Below are 21,666 nucleotides of genomic sequence, written 5' to 3' on the forward strand. Positions count from 1 at the left end.
GGGACGCGCGCCGCTCGGACCGGCCCGCGTGGTCGGTGGCCGGCGCGCCGTCAGTGGCCGGCGGTGTCGAGCCTGGAGCGCTGTTCCGGGGTCAGTTCGAGGTCCACGGCGGCGAGGGTCTCGTCGAGCTGGGCCACCGAGGAGGCGCCCACCAGCGGGATCATCGGGATCTCGCCGCCGATCAGCCAGGCGAGCACGACCTGGTTCGGGGTGGCGCCGGTCTGCTTCGCCACCTCGCGCAGGGCGGTCAGGCGGGCGGGTGTTCCCGCGTGGTCGTGGCCGGGGCCGAGGGGCCGGTCGTCACGGACGTAGGCGCCCTTCAGCAGAGGGGAGTAGGCGACCATGGCCAGATCCGGCTCGGCCCGCAGATAACTGAGCAGGTCGGGGCCGGTCACGCCCTGGTTTCCGTCCGGGGAGCGCAGGCTGGGCAGGTCGGTGCGGTGCCGCAGGTAGCTGTGGTGGTACTGCAGGACCTCGTAGCCGGGCAGCCCGGACGCCGCGGCCAGGGCCCGGGCGCGCTCCACCCGCCAGGCCCAGTGGTTGCTCACCCCGAGCAGGCCGACGGCGCCCTCGGCGACCAGTTCGGCGAACCCCTCGACGGTCTCCCGCAGGGAGACCCGCGGGTCCTCGATGTGCGCGTACAGCAGGTCCAGGCGGTCCACCCCGAGCCGTTCCCTGCTGCGCTCCGCGGACTCCCTGATCACCTTGGCGGACAGCCCCTCGACGTCCGGGCCGAAGGCGGTGCCGGGGGCGAGGGGCCGCGCGCCGAGCTTGGTGGCGATGACGATCTCGTGTCCCACGCCCCGGTCGCGGCGCCAGCGGCCGAGCAGTTCCTCGCTCTCGCCGCCCTGGGTGCCGTTCACCCAGAACGCGTAGTTGTCGGAGGTGTCGATGAAGGTGCCGCCGGCCTCCAGATACCGGTCGAGGATGGCGAAGGACGTCGCCTCGTCGGTGGCCGTGCCGAACAGCATCGCGCCGAGGCTGATCACGCTGACCTCGCGGCGCGTCCGCGGGTCGGTGCCGATCGCGCGGTACTTCACGGGCTCTCCTCTCGGCGGGCCGGCCGTGCGCCGGCGCGTCGTGCAGGAGTCTGGACGCTGGAGCGCGCTCCAGGTCAACCCCCGTGCTCCGCCGGCGTGCGGAGTGGCCGGGGAACGGGACGCGAGCACGTTCCACCCCTGGCCACTCCGGTGACGCGACGGCCTGTCCGCGGCGGCTAGTACCGGTCCCTGTCCCTGTCCCGGTCCCTGCTGCTGCTCCGGTCCCGGTCGCGGTCGCGCTCTCTGGTCCTCTTCTCGCTGCCGCGGTCCCTGTCGCGGTCCCGGCTGCCTCGGTCGCGGTCCCGATCCCGCTCTCTGCCTCTCTTCTCGCTGCCGCGGTCTCTGTCGCGGTCGCGGTCCCGGTCGCGCTCTCTCATTCTCTTCTCGCTGCCTCGGTCGCGATCGCGGTCCCTGCTGCTGCTCCTGCCGCGGTCCCTTTCGCGGTCGCGCTCTCTGGTTCGCTTCTCGCTGCCTCGGTCTCGATCTCGGTCTCTGTCGCGGTCGCGGTCCCGGATGCTGCTTCTGCCCCGGTCCCCGTTGTCGGTGCGCAGGTCGTTCAGGGAGCTGACCGACTGCGCCGTCCGGTTCGTGGTCGGGGCGCCGGCCGCGCTCGCCGCCGTCTGGAGCGTCGCGGTCAGGCAACAGGTGCCCAGTGCGCCGACGAACGCCTTCCGGATGGTTCTGTTCATGTCGCCGTCCCCTTTCGTGGCCGCTGCTTCGACCCCTCCGCGGATGAGTCGACGTGGCTTCACCATGAGGCACGGGACGTCATGGCGGCGTGACGCCGGCGTGACGGCGCCACCTCGCGGAGCCTTCCCGCGAGGTGGCGCCGAGCCGGTCAGACGGAGAAGGGGCCTCTGCGGGGGCCGCCGCCGCGCGACAGCGCCACACCCAGGCCGATCATGACGATGCCGAGCAGGAAGTGCAGCCAGTTGTCGGCGGTGTTGAACGGCACGAAGTTGGCCGCGCTCGCGTGGCTGAACAGCAGTCCGTAGATCCACAGCAGCAGGTAGATGACGCCGCCCCAGACCAGGAAGTTGCGCGCCCCGGTCCAACCGCGGGCCAGAGCCAGCCCCACGACGCCGTAGACCAGGTGCACGATGTTGTGCAGGACGGATATCTGGAACAGCCCCAGCAGGTGGGCCCCCGAGTTGTGCCCGGCGAACCTCATGGCGCCGTAGTCGGTGGTGATGCCGGGAATGAAACCGAGGATGCCGACCGCGAGGAAGATGATCCCCATGACGAGCGCGGCGGTCTGCAGCGGTGTCCGGGTCATCTGACGCGTGTGCGCGCTCATGACGCCTCCTGCGTAGATCTTGCTGATGTGATGGGTCGTGGCCGGATGGGAGCCGCCGCCGGACCGCTGATCGCGCCGGCCGCCGGGCGGGCGGGCCGGCGCGATCGCCGGAAGCGGCGTCAGTGGTGGGTGCGGACGGTGTGCATCCGGACCGTGGCGGGCAGGCGGTCGGTCTCCAGCGAGCCCCGCAGCCGGGCCACGGCGTTCTGGATGCCCTGGCGGGCCGCGGCCGGGTCGGACTCGTCGGGCAGGACGACGGCCAGCGCCAGGCTGGGCGCGCTGGGCGCCCCCCCGAGGCGGGCCCGCACCCGTTCGGCGGGCGCGCGGCGCCCGCGTCCGGCGCCGTGCCCGCGTCCGGTGCCCTGCGTGCCCGCCGGGCCGTGCCCGGGCTCGGTACCGGTCGCGGCCGGTCGTTCCGAGATGGCCGGGACCTCGCGCATGGCCAGGACGAGGTCGTCCTCGACCGCCTCGGCGGCGGCCCTGGCCGACAGGTGGGTGGCGCCGTGCCCGGGGTCCTCCTCCAGATCCAGGTGGCGGATGGCGTTCCTGCGCGCCTGCATGAGCAGCCAGCGCAGGGCCAGCAGCTCCACCACCAGCCCGGCGACGGCCACCGCGGGCCAGAACCAGCCGGTGCGGGACGCGAACGCGGCGACCTGGCCGGAGATCACCGGCTGGCCGCGCGCGCCGAGCAGCCCGAGACCCTTGGCCAGCGCCGCGGCGCCCGCCAGAAGCAGGATCAGGCCGACGATCGCCAGCCCGGTGCGGTTGACGCCGGCGTGGCGGCTGTGAAGGTGGCTCACCGCTCATCCCCCCTTCCGGCGTACGGCGACCCGTACGCGCATCGGCCGCAGTGGCCGCAGCTCGGCCAGGCGGCCCTCGACGGCCTGGCCGACCTCGCCCGGCAGCTCGCCGGGGTCGCGCAGCGGCGTCGCGACCGTCACCTCCGCGGCGCGCCGCCGCAGGCGTACCCGGGCGCGGGAGACGCCGTCCACCGCCGCCGCGACGGCGGCCAGGTGGCGGCGCAGGCCGGACCGGGTGATGCCGGTGACCGTCTGCGGGTCCTCCGACGCCAGCGCGACCAGCCGGGGCCGTCCGGGCTTGAACGCGGCGATCAGCAGCACGATGCCGAGCAGGCCGGCCACGGCCGCGGTCGTGAGCGCCATCGGGTCGTCCCAGCGCGCCCGGCCGAGCGGAGCCAGCCAGGTCAGCGCGGGCAGCCCCGCGCGGGTGCGGGCCGCCGCCGTCACCGCGCCGACCATGGTGACGATGCCGGCCGCCGCCAGCAGGAGCGCGACCAGGGTCGCGGGAAGCGTCCGATGCGATCGGAACGCCCGCGCCGCCGCCCTGCGCCGGGCCCGGTCGACCGGCGCCGGCTCGGTCGTCGCCGGCAGGCCGCCGGGCTCGGGTGGCGTCATGTTCCCGGTTTCGCGGCTCCGTGGCGGCATGTCCCGCGCGGCGGCCTCGGGCGTGCCCTCCGCGCCGGTTCCGCGCATGCCCTCCGTGGTGGCCTTCGGCATACCCTCCGTGGCCGCCTCGTAGGTCTGCCGAGGCATGCCCTCCGTGGCCGCCTCGTGGGGCGGCCGGGGCATGCCTTCGGTGGCCGCCTCGTAGGGCGGTCCGCCGGCGGGCTCGTGACCCGGTTCCTGTGCTCCGGGGGGCCGGGAGGCCGGGTCGCCCGGGCCCGGTGTGGTGGTCATCGCACCCGCCTCCCCGGTTCGGCCGGGTGGATCAGGCGGGTGACGTCGATGTCCACCTGCCGTGCCTCCAGGCCGGTCAGCTCCCTGACCCGGCTGACGACGTGCTCGCGCACGCGGTGGACGACCTGGCGGATCGGCGCGGGGTAGGCCACCGACAGGGTGACCCGCACGATGGCCATCCGGCCCTCCACATGCCCGCTGACCCGGGGGTCCGCCCGCCCGGCGTCCCGCCCGAGCGGCACGCCGAGCATCCGGGGCGCCGCCCCGCCGACCTGCTCCACCTCGCGCACCGCGCATGCGGCGACGCGTTCGAGCACGCGGTCGGTGATGCCGGTGTGCCCGCGGCCCTCCGGGGACGCGACGGCGCCCGCGGACGCGGGTCCGGTGCCCGGGCCTGCGGCGCCGCGCCCCTCGGCGGGAGGCGCGGCCGTCCCGGCGCGGCCCGGCGCCATGGGGTCCTGAGCCGGCGACGGCCGGCCCGGCCCGGTGTTCATGTGCGTCTCCGGCCGCCCAGCAGGCCGCTCATGTCCAGCTCGCCGGTCAGCGCCCGGCCCACCAGGAACCCCAGCACGCCGAGCACCAGTACGACGAGGAACGCCGTGAGGCCGCCGACCACCACGGCGAATCCGAGCGCGGCCCCGAACAGCAGGCCGACCGCGGGCCACAGACGGTTGTCATCCATCTCGCTCACCTTCTCCTGTCTCTGAGCGATCGCTGCGCGGCGGCGCCCGCCGCCGGCCGCCACCCGCTCCTGCGGCACGGCCCGCCTCGCCCTCGGCGGGGCGGCCGGTCTCCTCCGGGGCGGCATCGGCCCGCGCGGCCGGCGGGGCGGCGGATTCCTCGCCGGTCAGGGCCTCCTGGCCGGGCAGGGTGATGTCGTCTATGCGGACGTGGACCGGCAGACCGGGCACCAGCGGTTCGACCGCGGAGCGCACCTCGGCGGCGACCTCGGTCAGCGGCCGGCCGTACCGGACGACCACGGCCACCTCCACCTCGGCGTCCCGCACGGCGACCCCGGCGACCGTCCGCCCGGCCAGGTAGGTCGCCACCGGGCCTCCCGCGAGGGAGGCGACGTCCGGGCAGCCTTCCACCGCCAGGGCGATGCGGTCCGCCAGCCGCTCGACCTCGGGCCTCTCGCGGACGCCCGCGGGCGGTGTCATCGGACCCGCGCCTCCTGGGGCTCGCCGGTCTCCTCGCCGGGCAGGTGGAGGTCGTCCACGGTGATGTTGACCTCGGTGACCTCCAGGCCGCACATGTTCTCCACGGCGTCGATCACGTTGCGGCGCACGCCGGCCGCGAGGTCGGGAATGGACACCCCGTACTCGACGATCACGTCCAGATCGGCCGCGGCCTGGCGCTCGCCGACCTCGACCGCGACACCCTGCGTGCTGGCCGTGCCGCCGCCCCCGGTGAGGGCCTCGCGTACCGCGCCCAGCGCCCGGGACATGCCCGCACCCAGGGCGTACACGCCGGACACCTGGCGGGCCGCCATGCCCGCGATCTTGGCCACCACGGTGTCGGCGATGGTCGTCCTGCCGTGTTCGCTGACGAGTTCGGCGTTGCCCCGATGCGTCATCGGCCGCGCGGTCGTGACGTCGGGCGCCTGGGTCTTGGTCTGGTTCATCTGTGTGCTCACCTCGTTGCCTCCGTTCCAGCAGGACTGGCCTGCGTCGCCGAATAGGAAGGCACAACCGGCGTAAGTGAGCACGTACCCGTAAATAGGGAGATATATGGTTATTTATGGCAAATGTCTGATTATCGGCGTGTCAGTGCCGGGCGTGCGCGCCCACCGGAGCCGACCACCGGCCCATCAGGTCCCGGTAGAGCTCCGAGGCGGCGACCATCTCCTCGTGCGTCCCGGCCCGCGCCCGCGCGCCGTCCATGACCAGCACCCGCTTCGCGCGCAGGGCCGAGGTGAGCCGGTGGGCGATCACGATGAGCGTCCCGCCGCGCGCGGCGAACGCCTCCTCGGCCCGCGCCTCGGCCGCCGGGTCGAGGTGGCAGGTCGCCTCGTCGAGCAGGACCAGCCGCGAGGGCGACAGGTAGGCGCGGGTGAGCGCGATGAGCTGGCGCTCTCCCGACGACAGCTCGCCCGGGTCCACCTCGGCGTCGTAGCCGCCCAGCCTCCGGGCCAGCTCGGTCATGCCGACCGCCTCCACCGCCCGGTCGAGCTCCGCGAGCTCCGCGAGCTCCCCCCGGGACCGGCCGTCCGCCAGGTAGGTCAGGTTGTCGCGCAGCGTGCCGCGGAACACGTACGCCTCCTGCGGGATCAGGACCCGTGCCCGGCACATGGCGGCGCGGTCCATCTCCCCGACCGCCACCCCGCCGATGAGCACCCGCCCGGCGTCCGGGCGCAGGACGCCGGCCACCAGCGCCGCCACCGTGGACTTGCCGATGCCGCTCGGCCCCACGACGGCCAGGTGGTCGCCCTCGGCCACCGTCAGGTCCAGGTCGGCGACCACCGGGTCGGCGCCCGGTCCGTAGGCGAACCTCACCCCCTGAAGACGCAGCTCCACGCCCTCCGGCCCGCCCGTGCGGCGGGTCGCCGCCGCCGGGGGCCGGGCGCTGGTCGCCGCGATGCGCTGGAGCGCCGTCACCAGGCGCACGCCGTTGACCCCCGCCCCCTGCACGAGGCTGCCCAAGGCGGGGGTGAGCGACTGCGCGACGTAGGTCAGCGTGCCCAGGATCACCCCGGCGGTCGCGCCCTGCCGCACCAGCGACGGCGTGGCGAGCAGCACCAGCAGGACGGGCAGCCACCCGCCCACCGCGAGCGAGACGGTGCGCACGGCCGTGAGCCCGGCCAGCGTGCGGGCGACCCGGGCCTGGCGCTCGACATCCACCCCGACCCGGTCCGCCACGCGGTCCTCGGCCCCGCACGCGGTGACGTCCCGCAGCCCGTCCACCATGGCCGCCAGCGACGAGGCGGTTCGCTCCTCGGCCAGGATGAGCTCGCGCTGCGCCCGGGCCATCGCGGGCAGCGAGAGCGCGAACAGCACGAGCCCCGCGGCCAGCGGCAGCAGCACCAGCGGCAGCACCGCGCCCATCAGCGTCAGCACGCCGAGCGCCACGCCGGCCACCGAGAACAGGAACGACCTGACCACGGCGATCACGGCGCCGAACGCGTCGCGAGCCAGCTCCACCTGGCGGTTCAGCCGGGCCACCGCGGCGCTGTCGGGTCGCAGGCCCGAGGCCGCGGCCCGGTGCAGGGTGCCGTCGACGACGCGGCGCAGCAGGTCGTCCCGGAACGGCTCGACGATCCCTCCGATCGCCAGGAGCACCTGCCGCGCGCCGAGCGCCGCGGCCAGCCAGGCGGCGGCCAGCACGGCCAGCCAGCCGAGACCGGTCACCGGACGCCCGGCGGCGAACCCGTCGTCCAGGGCGCGCGCGACCGCCTGGCCCGAGACGAACGACGGCGCGGCCTCGGCGAACGACCAGCCGAGCAGCCGCGCCAGGTGGCGCGGGCGCGCGCGCACCGCCCGCCACAGCGGCTCCCGGACGCTCATGCCCGCTCCACCACGCGAACGCCCTCCGCGCCCCGCGAGGCGGAGGATGGACCGGCGCCCGGCGGCCGTCCTACCTCAGCGGAGGCCGGGGGGGCGGCAGGGCAGGGGAGATCCTCAGGGGAGGCCGGGGTGGCGGTGGGGCGGGTGGCCTCGTCCCGGGGGGAGGCGGCGCGGTCGGGGGTCTGGAAGACGGCGCGGTAGGCGGGGTCGCGCCACAACGTCTCGTGGCTGCCGCGTCCTCGGATCCGCCCGTCCTCCAGCCAGACGACCAGGTCGGCGCGCGCCGCCGTCGTGGCCCGGTGCGCGACGATCACTCTGGTGCGGTCGCCCAGCTTCTCGGTGAGCGCCCGCGCCACCTGGTACTCGGTGACGGTGTCCAGGCTGGAGGTGGCGTCGTCCAGGATCAGCAGCCGGCCGCCGTGCGCGAAGGCCCTGGCCAGCCCGACGCGCTGGCGCTCGCCGCCCGACATGGGGGCCTCGTCGACCGGGGTGGCGTAGGAGCGGGGGAGCTTGCGGATGAAGGGGTCGGCCGCGGCGTCCCGGGCGGCGTCCCTGGCCAGGCCCTCCGGGCGGCCCACGCCGATCGCCTCGGCCAGTGTGGCGCCGAAGAGCACCGGCCGCTCGAAGGCGTAGCCGACGGCCCCGCGCAGGGCGGCGCGCTCCAGCCGCCGCAGCGGCACCCCGTCGAGCAGCACCTCGCCCTCGTCGGGGTCCACCAGCCGCCCGGCGACGGCGGCGAGCAGCGACTTGCCGCTGCCCGACCTGCCGACCACGGCGAGCGTGGCGCCGCCCGGCACGGTCAGGCCGATGTCGCGCAGCGCGGGACGCCCGTCCACGCGCACGCTCACGCCGCGCAGCTCCAGCCGGCCGCGCTCGTCCGGCGCGCCGTCCCCCGCCAGGGCGTCGGTGTCCTCGTCCTCGAAGAGCCCGGCGCAGGGGCCGGCCGGGGGGCGCAGGCGGGCCTCGCCGTAGGCCGTCGCCGGCCGATCGAGGACCTCGCTGACGCGCCGGGCCGCTGAACGGGCGCGGGCGAGGCGGTTCAGGTATCCGAGCGCCGAGCCGATGCCGGCGCCCAGCACGGCGTAGCGCGCCGCGGCGAACAGGTCTCCGACGCTCATCGCGCCGGCGGCCAGCCGGAAGCCGCTCACCCCGATGACGGCGATCTCCAGCAGCGGCACGACGATGGCCGCCTGCACCCCGGCGCGGGCGTTGACCCGCCACAGGGCCATGCCGCTGGCGCGCAGGCGCGGCAGCGGCTGGAGCACGCGGCGCACCTCCAGGTCCTCGGTGCCGGCCGCGGCGATGGTGCGCGCCCCCGACAGCGCGTCGATCAGCCGGGAGGCGATGTCGCTCTGCGCCTGCTGGTATCCGCCGGCGACGGCGGTGGTCTCGCGGAGGAACGCGCGGAGGACGAGCCCGATCAGGGCGAGGCCCGCCACGAAGGCCACCGCGGGCCAGGGGTCGATGAGCGCGAGCGCGACCAGCGAGCCGGCCGCGGGCACCAGCAGCGCCACGGCGGTGATGAGCGCCTCGGGGGCCGCGCCGACCTCCTCGGCGTTGCCGCCCGCCCGGGTGACCAGGTCGCCTGCGGAGAAGCGCCGGGAGATGGCCGGGCCGACGCCCAGCATGTGCCGCACGACCCGCAGGCGCAGCCCGCGCGCGGCCTGGGCTCCGCCGGCGCCGGCCGCGAACACGGCCACGGCGTCGCAGGCCACCAGCGCGGCGACGAGCAGGACGCAGTGCAGGAGGGGGCCGCCGGTCAGGGCGAGAACCCCCGAAGATGAGGGGCCGGTGGTATCGGGGGAGCCGCCGGGGGTGACCAGGACGTCCACCGCGCCACCCAGTGCGGCCGGGAGCAGCAGCTCCACGACGGCGCCGGACAGCGCGGTGACGGCGTACACGGCGGGCCACCGGCCGCTGCGGCGGAGCACCTCGAAGAGAAGCCCGTCCGACCCCGTCCGGCGTGGCAAAGGTTTCCCCTCCGTGTTGTGCGGGAATGGTCAGGCCTGGAGCGGCCGGATGAGGGCCGCCCCAGGCACTGGCTCAGATATCAGCCGATATCAGCCGCAGAGGATGCTGAGGCTGCTGTTCTCGTGGGGGGTGCACCCCACGAGGCTCAGGTTGCTGCCGCCGCCGCCGTGGCCGCCGGGGATCTCCATGTCCTGCAGGTCGAGAAGCGCCATTCGAGGTCACGCCCTTTCGTGGTACTTGGAGGGGATTGAAGGTCAGCCGCAGAGGATGCTGAGGCTGCTGTTCTCGTGGGGCGTGCAGCCCACGAGGCTCAGGTTGCTGCCGCCGCCGCCACCGCCGGTGGGGATCTCCATGTCCTGCAGGTCGAGAAGCGCCATTCGAGGTCACGCCCTTTCGTGGTACTTGGAGGGTTCGGGGGATCAGCCGCAGAGGATGCTGAGGCTGCTGTTCTCGTGGGGGGTGCACCCGACGAGGCTCAGGTTGCTGCCGCCGCCGCCGTGGCCGCCGGCGAGCTCCATCTCCTGGAGGTCGAGGAGAGCCATTACCGATCACCTCCTTCCGTGGTCGTCGCAGGGAGCCCCGTTCCGGCCGGAGCGCCGGACGGGGAGATCAGAGGCACGGTCACCGGCCGGTCGTGCAGCACGGTGCCCAGTGCGAGCAGGACGCCGGCGGTGCCGGTCGCCAGGTCCATCGACAGCCGCAGGAGCTGGTTGCCGGGGAAGGCGAGCCCGCCGCCGTAGGGCATGGCGTGCCAGCCGAGCCGCGCGATCTGGCCGCTCACCTCGGGCGAGGTGGGCCCGACGCCGGGTCGCAGCCCGAGGGCGAGCGCCGCGATCATGCCGGCCCGCCCGGCGAACAGCCCCGACTGCACGTAGTAGTCCAGGGTCGCCACCGGGCCGATGTCGGTCAGCGCCTGCCGCAGGTCGTCGTCCTCGCGGTGGGCCAGGTACCGGGCCAAAACCACGCCGATGCCGGCCGAGCCCTCGTCCAGGTAGGGGTTGGTCCGCCAGCCCTGCTGCACCTGGAGCTGCCCGTCGGAGCGGTGGGTGCAGCGGCGCAGGTCCTGCCGCAGCGCGACGTGCGCGTGGTCCAGCAGCCCGGCGTCGCCGGTGGTCTCGTACGCCCGCAGGAACAGCAGGGCCGGGCCCGACGAGCCGCGCATCAGCCCGGCGTGCGGGTTGCCGCTGCCGCTGACCTCCGGCACGCTGTCGACCGCGCCGAGGCGGCCGGCCACCATGTCGGCGATCCGCAGGGCGGCGCCGGTCAGCTCGCGGTCGCCGGTCGCCTCGCCCAGGTGCAGCAGGTTGAGCCCCATGCCGGACAGGCCGGCGTACAGGCTCTGGCCGAGCTGCTCCCACTTCTCGCGCAGGCACAGGGTGACCAGCTCCAGGGCGTCATCCCTGCGGCCGAGCGCCTCGAAGGCGTAGGCCACGCCGTGCAGGCCGTCGTAGAAGCCGAGGCCGGTGCCCGGCCGTGGCGTCATGGCGCGCTCGCGCAGCCAGGTCTCGTACTCGGGGAACCGGCCGGCGCCGGTCTGGGCGAGCGCGTACAGCACGCCGGCGGCGCCGTTGGCCAGGTTGAGCCCGCCGCCCGGCTGGAACTGCGCGGCGTCGCCGGGGAACAGCCGGTCGGCGCGGCCGGGGGTCGCCGAGGCCAGGATGGCGCGGTGGGCCGCCTGCCGCACCGCGGACCACGAGGCGCGGCCCGGCAGGGGCAGCTCGCGCATCGCGCCCAGGTCGTGGGCCGGGGAGGCCGTGCGCGCGGGAGCGGTTCCCGCGGGCGACGCGGCGGCCCCATTCGCGGGCGCGGGCGCCTCCGGTGCGGCGGAGGCGCGGTCCGCGACCTGGCCCGGGTCGCCGCCGAGAATCGTGCGCACGGCCTCCTCGACGAAGGCGCGCGGCACCGGGAAGGTGTCGCCGACCAGCTCGGCCAGGTGGACGACCTTGGCGCGCTGCAGCGGGATCAGCACCGTGGACATCGGGGCGAACAGGTTCAGCCGCATGCACGCCAGCGCGTACTGGTCGGCCGCGATGCCGAGCCGGTCCGGGGGCGGGCAGAAGCCCGGGTGGGCGAGGGTCGGCCGGCTGTTGTTCTCGGCCAGCCCGGCCACCTCGAAGTCGATCAGCACGACCCGGTCGTCCTCGACCAGCACGTTGAACGGGTGCAGGTCGCCGAAGACGACCCCGCGCTCGTGCAGCGCGGTCACCGCCCGCTCGACCCGGGCCAGCATGTCCAGCGCCCATTCGGTGTACTCGGCGGCGTCCTCGGGGGTGAGCGTGGCGCGGGTCAGGGGGTGCCGGTGCACCGACTCCTGGCTGAGCGTCGTCCCGTCGATGAACTCCTGGACCAGGAAGTGGTGCTCGCCCAGGGTGAAGTAGTCGAGCAATGCGGGCACGACGTCGAGCCCTTGCAGGCGCCGCAGGATGTCGGCCTCGTGGCGCAGGCGGGCGACCGCGTCGCGGCCGGCGGCGTCGAGCCCGGCGTGCGGCCTGGCCTCCTTCAGGACGACCGGGCGGTCGGTGCGCGTGTCGCGCGCCTTGTACACCCCGCCGCCGTTGGAGAAGTGCAGCACCTTCTCGATCTCGTACGGCAGGCCGGCGAGCGTCACCGAGTTGCGGGCTTCCAGGTGCGGCCGGAGGAAGTCCGGCAGGGTCACCCACGACGGCGGCGAGAAGGACGGGCCCCGGCGGTCGGGCACCAGGGTGCCGTCCGCGTCGGCGATCGCCAGGACGCGGTCCCGGTTGGGGGTCAGGCAGTAGCGTTCGGCGAATCCGCCGTAGCGCACGTACAGGGGACCCTCGCCGTAGCGCAGGTCGCTGAGGATGTACGGGCCGCGCACGCCGTGCAGCAGCTCGCCCAGCTCCTTGAGCACGATCTCCAGCTCGGCCTCGTCGGCCGGGTAGAGGGTGGCGAGCTTGCCGCTGCTGCCCCGTTCGGCGTACTTGGAGTTGAGCATCATGACCACGCGGGGGCCGCGCAGGAACTTGAAGCTGAGCCGGCGGCCCACGCAGTAGTCCCAGATCACGGCGAGCGTCTTCTCGGCGTCGTCCAGACAGGCCGACACGTGGATCTTCCATCCCTGCAGGGGGAGGGACCGGTCCTCGGGCCCGTAGTGCAGCCAGGTGTCGGTGGCGCGGTGCTCCCAGCCGACAGGTACCTCCCTGCCCGATATGGGAAAGTCGGGATACTTTGTACGCTGAGTGTCAAGGGTGTCGTAAAACAGTGGATCGGCGAGGCAATAGATCTCGTACCTGTCGATCACGTCCCGCACCCCTCTCTTCGCTCGGTTCTGCTCGGCGCTAAGAGGAGAGTTACGGATAGCCCCAGCCGTGCCTAGTGACCGGACCCATAGCCGTCATATGCCAGTGTCACTATTGTTTTCGTGATAACTGTCATAGTTATCTACCTTGACCAGTGGATCTTTACCGAGGCTGCAATGTCGATGACATTGCGAAAAATTTAGGGTTGACACACTTTGCCGGGTCGCGGCACCCCCCGGCCCGGCCTCTGCCTGGGCCTCCGGCTGCTCGGTCCTACTGGCGGGGTAGGGGTTCGCGGCGATTCCGGCGACGTCGGGGGCTGGGTGTTTACGGCACCTGAACGGTTTTTGGGTGCTATATAGGGTCATTTCGGACAGATGTTACCAAGCGTCCTCCGCGGCCGCCGCGACAATGCTGAATGCGATTCGGTTTCGATGGCAAAGATTCGGGCAGTCTCGCTTGCCGACGTGGAATGTCGGGTTTCTCTATCTCCGCGACGGACAGGAACTACCTCGCGACAAAGGAGGAAGCATGACGCAGGTGGACTTCATCCACGTTCAGAAATTCCTGTCCGGCGTTGACTACCCGGCGAGCAAGGAACAGCTCGTCGAGCACGCCAAGTCGAAGGGCGCGGACGAGCAGGCGATGGACGCGTTGCGCCGGCTTCCCGACAAGGAGTACGAAGGACCGAGCGGGATCAGCAAGGAACTGGCCAGGTCCTGACGAGGTCAGTCAAACGCCCGGCCGCCGTCGAGGTCCTGAGCGGACCGCTCCCGCGGCCTGCCGCACCGCTGCGATCAGGTGATCTGGTACAGCAGCTCGGGCCGCCCCAGGCCGCCGTACTGGGGCACCCGGCGCGCGACGCCGTTGCCGACGAGGTGCTCCAGGTAGCGGCGGGCCGTCACCCGCGAGACCCCGATCGCGGTGCCCATCGCCTGCGCCGACATCCCCCCGGGGGTCCTGCGCAGTTCGCCCGCCACCGCCTCCAGCGTCGCCTCGGCCATTCCCTTGGGCAGGACGGTGCGCGCCGTCCCGCGCAGCGCCGACAGCGCCCTGTCCACCTCGCTCTGGCCGCTGACCTCGCCCGCCCCGTCCATGGACGAGCGGAAGGCGGCGTAGTGCCGCAGCTTCTCGCTCAGCGTGGCGAAGGTGAACGGCTTGAGCAGGTACTGCACGACCCCGACCGACACCGCCGAGCGCACCACCGACAGGTCCCGCGCCGAGGTGACGGCGATGACGTCGCAGAACACCCCCGCCGCCCGCAGCTCCTGCACACGTCCAGCCCGTGCATGTCGGGCAGGAACAGGTCCAGGAGCACCAGGTCGGCCGGGCGGCGCCGCAGGAACCGCAGCGCCTCGCCGCCCGAGCGGGCCACGCCCACGACCGTGAATCCGGGCACCCGCTCGACGTAGAGGCGGTTGGCCTCGGCGGTGAGCTCCTCGTCCTCGACGATCAGCACCGAGATCACGACGCGCCGCCCGGGCCCGCGGGGAGCGGCAGTCGGACGGTGAACACGGCGCCCTCGCCCGGGTTCCCGTCCGCGCCGCCCCGGCCGATCTCGATCGTGCCGCCGAGGCGGCGCACCGCCTGGCCGGTCATGGCCAGCCCCAGGCCGCGGCCGTCGCCCTTGGTGGTCCAGCCCCGCCGGAAGACGTCCTCGACGGCCGCCGCGTCCACCCCCGGCCCGCTGTCGCTCACCTGGACCAGGAAGGCGCCGTCCTCGGCGCGCAGGTGAACGCGCACGCGGGCCGGGGCGGCGCCGGTCATGGCGGCCTCCACGGCGTTGTCCACCAGGTTGCCGAGGATGGTCACCAGGTCGCGGCCGTCGAGCGCGACGTCGTCCAGCTCGCTGTCCGGGCTGATCGCCAGCTCCACGCCGCGCTCGGCGGCCTCGGCGGTCTTGCCCAGCAGCAGCGCCGCCAGCACCGGCTCGCGCACGGCTCCGACGACGCGGTCGGTGAGCTGCTGGGCGGTCTTGAGCTCGGCGGTGGCGAACGCGACGGCCTGCTCGGCGCGTCCGAGCTCCACCAGGGTGACCACGGTGTGCAGCCGGTTGGCGGCCTCGTGCGCGGCCGAGCGCAGCGACTCGGCGAAGCCGCGCTCGGCGTCGAGCTGGCCGGTGAGCACCTGCAGCTCGGTGTGGTCGCGCAGCGTCACCACCGTGCCCAGCGACCGCGCGCCCGAGCGCACCTGCGCGGAGCTGACCACAAGGACGCGGTCGCCGGTCAGGTGGATGTCGTCCGCGCGGTCCTCGCCGGAGGCCAGCGACCCGGCCAGCGACGGCGGCAGCCCGAGCTCGGCGATCGGCCGCCCCTCGGCGTCGGCGGGCAGCCCGAGCAGCTCGCGCGCCCCGTCGTTGGCCAGCGTCAGGCGGCGCTCGCCGTCGATGAGCAGCAGCCCCTCGCGCACCGCGTGCAAGATCGCGTTGTGGTGCTCGTACATGCGGTTCAGCTCCGAGGAGCGCAAGCCGTGCGTGTGACGGCGCAGGCGCGCCCCCACCAGGTAGGTGCCCGCGGTGCCCGCGGACAGGCCGACCACCCCGGTGAGCAGCGCCGCCGCGATCTGCTCGCGGAGCTGGGCGCTGATCTTGTCGACGAAGATGCCGGCGCTCACCAGCGCGCGGACGCGGCCGGAGGCGTCGCGCACCGGCGTGACGGCCCGGACCGAGGGGCCGAGCGTGCCGGTGTAGGTCTCGGTGAAGGTGCGCCCGGCCAGGGCGGGCGCGATCGTGCCGAGGAACCGCCCGCCGATCCGCCGCGGGTTCGGATGGCTGTACCTGCGGCCCTCGGTGCTCATGATCGTGATGAAGTCCATGCCGGCCTCGCGGCGGACCCGCTCGGCGTAGGGCTGCAGGACGGCCGAGGGGTCGGGGTCGTCCAGGGCGGCGAGCACGGTGGGGGAGTCGGCCACGCTGATCGCCATCCGCCTGGAGGTGGAGGCGGCCTGCTCGTCGATCAGCCGGCCGGTGTGCAGCAGGGCCAGGGCGGTGCCGCCCGCCACGGTGACCCCGACGACGACGATCTGGAGCACGAGCATCTGCCGCGCCAGGCTCCAGCCCCGCAGCCGGGAGCTGATCGCGGTCACGGCCTCACCTCCGCCGGGTCCCGAGGTGGCCCGCGCACGCCGCCGGGCCGTCGCCGTGCGACAGCGGCAACGTACGAAATGTACGCAATAGTGACCCAGGTCACTGACTCGGCGCATAGTCACTCGATCGAACCCCCCATCCACCCGTACGAACGTACGCGCACGAACAGACAAGGAGCGTCGAGTGACCATCACGGCCTCACCCCCGGCGCGCCGGGACCCCACCCGCTATCTCTACCTCGCCGTCATCGTCGCGGTGGTCGCCGGCGTCCTGATCGGACTTCTCGCGCCCGAGACGGGCGTGGCGCTCAAGCCGCTCGGCACCGCCTTCGTGGCTCTGATCAAGATGATGATCAGCCCGATCATCTTCTGCACCATCGTCCTCGGCGTCGGCTCGGTCGCCCAGGCGGCCAAGGTCGGCAAGGTGGGCGGCCTGGCCATCGGTTACTTCCTGGTCATGTCGACCGTCGCCCTGGTGATCGGCCTGGTCGTCGGCAACATGCTGCACCCCGGCGAGGGGCTCCAGCTCACCGACGCCCTGCGCAAGGCGGGGGAGGAGCAGGCGGCCAAGGGCGGCGAGAGCGGCGACAGCGTCTCGTTCCTGATCGGCATCATCCCGACCACGTTCGTCTCGGCGTTCACCGGCGGCCAGGTGCTGCAGACCCTGCTGGTCGCGCTGCTCACCGGCTTCGCCCTCCAGCGCATGGGCCCGCGCGGCACGCCGATCCTGCGCGGCCTGGAGCACGTCCAGCGGCTCGTCTTCCGCGTCCTGGCCATGATCATGTGGGCGGCGCCCGTCGGCGCGTTCGGCGCGATGGCCGCCGTGGCCGGCGCGGGCGGCTGGGAGGCCCTGCGCAGCCTCGCCATCCTCATGGGCGGCTTCTACCTCACCTGCCTGCTGTTCGTCGGCATCGTCCTCGGGGCGATCCTCTGGCTGGTCGCCCGGATCAACCTGCTGACCCTGCTGCGCTACCTCGGCCGCGAGTTCCTGCTGATCCTGTCGACCTCCTCCTCGGAGTCGGCGCTGCCGCGCCTCATCGCCAAGATGGAGCACCTCGGCGTGAGCCGCGCCGTCGTCGGCATCACCGTGCCGACCGGCTACTCCTTCAACCTCGACGGCACCGCCATCTACCTCACGATGGCCACGCTGTTCGTCGCCAGCGCCACCGGCGCCCCGCTGTCGGTCGGCGAGCAGATCTCCCTGCTCGTCTTCATGATCATCGCCTCGAAGGGCGCGGCGGGCGTCACCGGGGCCGGTCTGGCCACGCTCGCCGGCGGGCTGCAGTCCCACCGGCCCGAACTGGTCGACGGCGTCGGCCTGATCGTGGGCATCGACCGGTTCATGTCCGAGGCCCGCGCGCTGACCAACTTCGCCGGCAACGCGGTGGCCACCGTGGTGATCGGCACGTGGGTGCAGGACTTCGACCGCGAGCGCGCCACGGAGGTGCTGGCCGGACGCGACCCGTTCGACGAGGCCACCTTCGTGGACGACCACGGCCCCGGCGAGGCGCACGACCCGGGGGACGGCGACGGCCCAGGCGACGGGAACGGCCCCGCGGAGCCCCGCGGGGACGCCCCGGACGCCGTCGCCCCGGAGCGCCCGGCACGGGCCGAGGGCGAGACCGTCGCCCGCTGATCGGCGAATCGGTGATCGACCGCCTCGATGATCGGCGGAACCGGTGATCGGCGGAACCGGTGATCGCCGGGCCGCGTCGAACCCGTGATTCGGCGGGCTGCGCCGAACCCGTGGCCCGCCGGGCCGCGCGGCCCCGCCGATGGCGAGGCCGCGCGGGAATGGGGATGAACCCGTGACCTCCCGGCCGCGTACCTCGGGATGTCGTGCCCGCGGACGCCCGTCGTCACGCCGTCATGGAGGAGACCCCTGTTGGCCGGTTCCACCGATCTCAGCCCGCTGCGCGCGGAGGCGAACGGCCCGTCGTCCTTCTCGCACCAGCGCGGGACCACCGGGGCCCAGGGCGCCCCGGTGGACTTCCGCCACCCCCGCAACCCGCACTTCCCCACGCCCGAGATGTGCGAGCGGCTGGAACGCGACGCCGCCGCCGTCCTGCGCCGCCACCCGGCCGACGCCGACGCCGTCGCCGCCGAGCTCTGCGCGGTGCTCGGGCTCAAGCCGCAGACGGTCGTGATGGGCAACGGGACCAGCGAGCTGATCACCTGGATCGACCACCTGCTGGTCCAGGAGAGCCTGGCCGTGCCCATCCCGGCCCCCGGCCTGTGGACCGAGCAGCCGCTCGGCACCGGCAAGCGCGTCGACATGTTCCCCCTCCAGGAGGACCAGGGCTTCGCGCTCGACCCCGAGGCCTACACCCGCTTCGTCCGCAGGCGCGGGTCGCGGGTCGCGGTCATCTGCACCCCCAACGACCCCGACGGCGGCCACCTGTCCCGCACGCGGGTCGTCGAGCTTCTGGACGGCCTGTCCGACCTCGACCTGATCGTCGTGGACGAGTCCCTGGCCGACTTCGTCGACGCCGAGGCCGCCCCCGGCGTCGCCGGCGAGGCCGCCATCAGGCCCAACGTGATCGTGCTGCGGAGCCTGGACCGGGCGCTCGGACTGCCCGGCGCCCGCCTCGGCTACCTGGTCGCCAACCCGGCGCTCGCGGGGAAGATCCGGTCCGTGCTGCCCCGGTGGAACCTCAACGCCTGCGCCGAGTCGCTGGTGTTCCTGCTCAGGGAGCACCTGCGGGACCACCGGGAGAGCCTGCGCGCGCTCGCCGAGGACCGCCGGTCGATGTCCCAGCGGCTCGCGACGCTCCCCGGCGTGACGGTGTACCCCTCGCAGGCGGACTTCGTGATGGTGCGCCTGCCCGAGGGCAAGGACGGCCGCGCGATCAGCGAGCACCTGCTGTCGGCCCACAATGTGCTGGTCCGCGAGTGCGGCGACAAGCTCGGCTCCAGCAGCGACTTCCTGCGGCTCGCGGTGCGGCCCCGCGAGGACGTGCAGCGCCTGATCGACGGGCTGCACGCGTGCCTGTTCTCGGTGGGCAACGGCCGGGCCGCCGCCGCCATCGGCGTGGGGTCCTCCTACCAGCAGGCCTACGCCGCCCCGGCGTCCGCGGCCAAGGACCCGCTGACCTACTCGTCCTACTCCTCCGAGCCGGCCGTGACGCCGTCCGCGATCGCCCCGGCCGCCTACCTCTCCGAGACCACGGCCCCCTACCCGCGGGACCCCGCGTCGACCGCGTACTCGCGGGACACCGCTTCGGCCTCGTACTCGCGGGACCCGGCCCCGGCCTCGTACACCCGGGAGGCCGCCGCGTCTTCGTACGGCCGGGAGGCCGCTTCGACCGCGTACTCGCGGGACTCCGCCCCGGCCTCGTACTCGCGGGAGGCCGCCGCGTCTTCGTACGGCCGGGAGGCCGCTTCGACCTCGTATTCCCGGGACTCCGCTTCGGCCTCGTACTCGCGGGACTCCGCCCCGGCCTCGTACTCGCGGGACCCCGCTCCGATCTCGTACACCCGGGAGGCCGCCGCGTCCTCGTACACCCGGGAGGCCGCTTCGACCTCGTACTCGCGGGACCCCGCCGCGTCGTCCTCGTCGAGGGACGCGGGATCGTCCGGGTACGCGCGGAACCCGGCCCCGTCCTCGTATCCGGCGGACGCCGGCTCGCCCTCGTACACATGGCAGGCCGCTCCGTCCTCCTACACGCTGGAGCCGGGCCCGTCCTCCTACTCGCGCGACCCGTCCCCGTCGTCCTACCGGCCGGAGGCCGCCTCCTCCTACCAGGCCGAGCCGGCGTCCTCCCACCAGTGGGAGGGGTCCTCCTCCTACCGGCGGGAGGCCCCGTCGGGCGCCTCCCGCCGGCCGGACGACGCCTACGCCGCGCCCGCCCAGACCGACCCGTTCGTGGTCGGCAGGGACGACCCCCGGCACGGGCGCCTGGACCCGCTGGACACCTCGGCGCGGTGGAGGTTCGACGAGAACACCGAGCCCTTCGACGCCGTGCTCGGCACCTGGCCCGACGGCCCTCAGCGCGGGCGGCCGGCCAGGTAGACCTGCCTGGCCAGGGTGGTCAGCCGCGCGGTCGAGCCGCTGTAAGAGGCGCCCGCCGGCTGGAGGGTGAGCACCACGATGATCAGGCGGTCGCCCGCGCCGACCAGCCCGGTGGTGTGCAGCACCGGCCGGAGGAGGTTCACGGGCGGACGCGCGGGCGCGACCGCCGTGGCGCCGGCCGCCGTGGCGCCGGCCGCCGTGGCGCCGACCGCCGTGGAGGCGGTGGCGGTGGAGCGCGCGCCGGAGCAGCGCACGGCCGGGGTGGCGCCGTAGCCGGACCAGCCCTGCTTGACGGCCCATGGCCGCGGCACGGCGTGCGGGATGCCGAAGTACTGGTCGAAGTCGTCGCTCGCGCACCGCGTGGCGTGCCGCAGGTGGCCGAGGATGAGATCGCGGATCTTCGGGTCGGCCCGGTCGAGCAGGTAGCGGTAGGTCAGCACGACGTCGGAGGCGCTGAGCGCGGTGTAGCCCCAGAAGCCCGGCCGGGACGCGGGCGGCGCTTCGGTGTCCCGCAGGCCCAGCCGGCGCACCATGCGCTCGATGATCGCCCGCCGGCCGCCGCGCCGCCAGAACTCCGAGGCCGCGTCGTCGTCGCTGGAGCGCAACATGTCCCGGAGCAGCCGCTGGTCGGCGGCAGGAATCGCCTGGCCCGGCCTGCGAGACTGCAGGTGGTCCAGCGCGATGAGGATCTTGACCACGGAGGCCGACCGGAAGCGGCTGTGGATGTTGTAGGCGAGCGTCGTCGCGCGCGTCGTGCGGTCGAAGACCATGTAGCCCGCGGTCGTGCCGGCCGGGACACGGGGGACGGGGCGCGCCTCAGGGGCGCCCGCGGACGCCCGCGCGGGCGGGGCCGGCAGGCACGTCATGGCGAGCGCGGCGGACAGCAGCAGCGTCAGCGGTCTGAGCAAGTACGGCATCATGCGCACGATAGCGGTAATAAGACGGTGACGGCTCGACGAGGAGTGGACATGGACGTGCTGGGAATCGACATCGGCGGATCGGGCATCAAGGGCGCCCCCGTCGACACGGCGGCCGGGAGGCTGTCGCGCGAGCGCCTGCGGGTGCCGACGCCGAGCCCCTCGGCGCCGAAGGAGGTCGCCGGCGTCGTCCGGCAGATCGTGGAGCACTTCGCCTGGACCGGCCCGGTCGGGGTGACCTTCCCCGGGGTCGTGCTGGACGGGGTGACCAGGACGGCGGCCAACGTCGACCGCTCCTGGATCGGCCTGGACGCGCGCGGGCTGTTCGCCGACGCGACCGGCCTGGACGTCACCGTGCTCAACGACGCCGACGCGGCGGGCCTGGCCGAGGCCAGGTTCGGGGCCGGGCACGGCCGGGCGGGGCTGGTGGCGATGTTCACCTTCGGCACCGGCATCGGCAGCGCGCTGATCGTGGACGGGCTGCTGGTCCCCAACACCGAGTTCGGGCACCTGGAGATCGACGGCCACGAGGCCGAGCGCCGTGCCTCCGACCACGCCAGGGAGAAGCACGACCTGAGCTGGGAGCACTGGGCCGAACGGGTGCAGAGGTACCTGGAGCACATCCAGATGCTGCTGTCCCCGTCGCTGATCATCGTCGGTGGCGGCGTCAGCAAGAAGGCCGACAAGTGGCTGCCCCTGATCGAGCTGCCGGGGACGCCCATCGTGCCGGCGGCGCTGCTCAACGAGGCGGGCATCATCGGGGCGGCGCTCGCCGCGGATACCGCCGCGCACGCGCACCGCTGACCCACCCCGCGCGCAGCCGCGGCCCCGGGGGGAGCCGCGGCGCCGCACAGCCGCGCACACGCGTCCCCGCCCCGCGCGGAC

The 21,666-nt window shown here is 74.1% G+C and carries 22 protein-coding genes and 1 pseudogene; 4 read left to right on the forward strand and 19 right to left on the reverse strand.

Annotated features, from left to right (window positions below; all coding sequences use genetic code 11):
- Window positions 1–50: 50 nt before the first annotated feature.
- From ACWEN6_RS13100 to lanKC, 15 genes are all read right to left on the reverse strand, one after another.
- The gene (locus tag ACWEN6_RS13100; protein ID WP_452570370.1) at window positions 51–1,040 is read right to left on the reverse strand and encodes an aldo/keto reductase; all 990 of its coding nucleotides are present in this window, start codon (window positions 1,038–1,040) and stop codon (window positions 51–53) included.
- A 176-nt stretch (window positions 1,041–1,216) separates the two neighbouring features.
- Window positions 1,217–1,729, reverse strand: coding sequence for a hypothetical protein (locus ACWEN6_RS13105; RefSeq protein WP_452570371.1), 513 nt, complete (start codon window positions 1,727–1,729; stop codon window positions 1,217–1,219).
- 149 nt (window positions 1,730–1,878) lie between these two features.
- The gene (locus ACWEN6_RS13110) at window positions 1,879–2,337 is read right to left on the reverse strand and encodes a DUF4383 domain-containing protein (RefSeq protein ID WP_452570372.1); all 459 of its coding nucleotides are present in this window, start codon (window positions 2,335–2,337) and stop codon (window positions 1,879–1,881) included.
- 119 nt (window positions 2,338–2,456) lie between these two features.
- A complete protein-coding gene (locus tag ACWEN6_RS13115; RefSeq protein WP_452570373.1) occupies window positions 2,457–3,137 on the reverse strand; it encodes a hypothetical protein in 681 nt (226 codons plus the stop codon).
- A 3-nt stretch (window positions 3,138–3,140) separates the two neighbouring features.
- Window positions 3,141–4,034 (reverse strand): DUF6286 domain-containing protein, encoded by an 894-nt coding sequence (locus tag ACWEN6_RS13120; protein ID WP_452570374.1) that lies wholly within the window; start codon window positions 4,032–4,034, stop codon window positions 3,141–3,143.
- Entirely contained in the window at window positions 4,031–4,528 is a 498-nt protein-coding gene (locus tag ACWEN6_RS13125) for an Asp23/Gls24 family envelope stress response protein (RefSeq protein WP_452570375.1), read from the reverse strand. The genes ACWEN6_RS13120 and ACWEN6_RS13125 overlap by 4 nt, the downstream gene beginning before the upstream one ends.
- Window positions 4,525–4,716 (reverse strand): hypothetical protein, encoded by a 192-nt coding sequence (locus ACWEN6_RS13130; protein ID WP_354851397.1) that lies wholly within the window; start codon window positions 4,714–4,716, stop codon window positions 4,525–4,527. Before ACWEN6_RS13130 ends, ACWEN6_RS13125 begins: the two co-directional genes overlap by 4 nt.
- Window positions 4,709–5,194 (reverse strand): hypothetical protein, encoded by a 486-nt coding sequence (locus tag ACWEN6_RS13135; protein WP_452570376.1) that lies wholly within the window; start codon window positions 5,192–5,194, stop codon window positions 4,709–4,711. Before ACWEN6_RS13135 ends, ACWEN6_RS13130 begins: the two co-directional genes overlap by 8 nt.
- Entirely contained in the window at window positions 5,191–5,658 is a 468-nt protein-coding gene (locus ACWEN6_RS13140; RefSeq protein WP_452570601.1) for an Asp23/Gls24 family envelope stress response protein, read from the reverse strand. Before ACWEN6_RS13140 ends, ACWEN6_RS13135 begins: the two co-directional genes overlap by 4 nt.
- A gap of 142 nt (window positions 5,659–5,800) precedes the next feature.
- On the reverse strand, window positions 5,801–7,537 hold the full coding sequence (locus ACWEN6_RS13145; protein WP_452570377.1) for an ATP-binding cassette domain-containing protein: 1,737 nt from the start codon (window positions 7,535–7,537) through the stop codon (window positions 5,801–5,803).
- Window positions 7,534–9,507, reverse strand: coding sequence for an ABC transporter ATP-binding protein (locus tag ACWEN6_RS13150; protein WP_452570378.1), 1,974 nt, complete (start codon window positions 9,505–9,507; stop codon window positions 7,534–7,536). Before ACWEN6_RS13150 ends, ACWEN6_RS13145 begins: the two co-directional genes overlap by 4 nt.
- Before the next feature lie 90 nt (window positions 9,508–9,597).
- Window positions 9,598–9,720 carry a SapB/AmfS family lanthipeptide gene (locus ACWEN6_RS13155; protein WP_354851312.1) on the reverse strand — a complete coding sequence of 41 codons (123 nt, stop codon included), beginning with the start codon at window positions 9,718–9,720 and terminating at the stop codon, window positions 9,598–9,600.
- A gap of 42 nt (window positions 9,721–9,762) precedes the next feature.
- Window positions 9,763–9,885 carry a SapB/AmfS family lanthipeptide gene (locus ACWEN6_RS13160; RefSeq protein WP_380824511.1) on the reverse strand — a complete coding sequence of 41 codons (123 nt, stop codon included), beginning with the start codon at window positions 9,883–9,885 and terminating at the stop codon, window positions 9,763–9,765.
- Between the two features lie 42 nt (window positions 9,886–9,927).
- Window positions 9,928–10,050, reverse strand: coding sequence for a SapB/AmfS family lanthipeptide (locus tag ACWEN6_RS13165; RefSeq protein ID WP_354851318.1), 123 nt, complete (start codon window positions 10,048–10,050; stop codon window positions 9,928–9,930).
- Complete coding sequence (lanKC, locus tag ACWEN6_RS13170; protein WP_452570379.1) at window positions 10,050–12,770, reverse strand: class III lanthionine synthetase LanKC; 2,721 nt, start codon at window positions 12,768–12,770, stop codon at window positions 10,050–10,052. Before lanKC ends, ACWEN6_RS13165 begins: the two co-directional genes overlap by 1 nt.
- A gap of 529 nt (window positions 12,771–13,299) precedes the next feature.
- Here lanKC and ACWEN6_RS13175 point away from each other — a divergent pair.
- Window positions 13,300–13,491 carry a DUF2795 domain-containing protein gene (locus tag ACWEN6_RS13175; protein ID WP_354851325.1) on the forward strand — a complete coding sequence of 64 codons (192 nt, stop codon included), beginning with the start codon at window positions 13,300–13,302 and terminating at the stop codon, window positions 13,489–13,491.
- Window positions 13,492–13,565: 74 nt separating this feature from the next.
- Here the strand turns inward: ACWEN6_RS13175 and ACWEN6_RS13180 are convergent, their stop codons facing one another.
- The 3 genes and pseudogenes from ACWEN6_RS13180 to ACWEN6_RS13190 all read right to left on the reverse strand — a co-directional run bounded on the left by ACWEN6_RS13180 (window position 13,566) and on the right by ACWEN6_RS13190 (window position 15,852).
- Window positions 13,566–14,042, reverse strand: a complete 477-nt coding sequence (locus ACWEN6_RS13180; RefSeq protein WP_452570602.1) for a hypothetical protein — start codon at window positions 14,040–14,042, stop codon at window positions 13,566–13,568.
- 50 nt (window positions 14,043–14,092) lie between these two features.
- Window positions 14,093–14,236: pseudogene (locus ACWEN6_RS13185) on the reverse strand (response regulator); the annotation flags it as partial.
- Window positions 14,233–15,852 carry an ATP-binding protein gene (locus ACWEN6_RS13190; protein WP_452570380.1) on the reverse strand — a complete coding sequence of 540 codons (1,620 nt, stop codon included), beginning with the start codon at window positions 15,850–15,852 and terminating at the stop codon, window positions 14,233–14,235. The pseudogene ACWEN6_RS13185 and the gene ACWEN6_RS13190, both read right to left, overlap by 4 nt.
- Window positions 15,853–16,036: 184 nt before the next feature.
- Between ACWEN6_RS13190 and ACWEN6_RS13195 the strand changes: the two genes are divergently transcribed.
- Window positions 16,037–17,488, forward strand: a complete 1,452-nt coding sequence (locus ACWEN6_RS13195) for a cation:dicarboxylate symporter family transporter (RefSeq protein WP_452570381.1) — start codon at window positions 16,037–16,039, stop codon at window positions 17,486–17,488.
- A 249-nt stretch (window positions 17,489–17,737) separates the two neighbouring features.
- A complete protein-coding gene (locus tag ACWEN6_RS13200; protein ID WP_452570382.1) occupies window positions 17,738–19,864 on the forward strand; it encodes an aminotransferase class I/II-fold pyridoxal phosphate-dependent enzyme in 2,127 nt (708 codons plus the stop codon).
- On the opposite strand, the gene ACWEN6_RS13205 is transcribed toward ACWEN6_RS13200, so the two are convergent.
- Window positions 19,840–20,772 (reverse strand): hypothetical protein, encoded by a 933-nt coding sequence (locus ACWEN6_RS13205; protein WP_452570383.1) that lies wholly within the window; start codon window positions 20,770–20,772, stop codon window positions 19,840–19,842. The two genes, ACWEN6_RS13200 and ACWEN6_RS13205, sit on opposite strands and share 25 nt — an antisense overlap.
- A 60-nt stretch (window positions 20,773–20,832) precedes the next feature.
- Between ACWEN6_RS13205 and ppgK the strand changes: the two genes are divergently transcribed.
- Complete coding sequence (gene ppgK / locus ACWEN6_RS13210) at window positions 20,833–21,585, forward strand: polyphosphate--glucose phosphotransferase (RefSeq protein WP_354851340.1); 753 nt, start codon at window positions 20,833–20,835, stop codon at window positions 21,583–21,585.
- Window positions 21,586–21,666: the final 81 nt, after the last annotated feature.

It is taken from the genome of Sphaerisporangium sp. NPDC004334, from assembly GCF_053602655.1.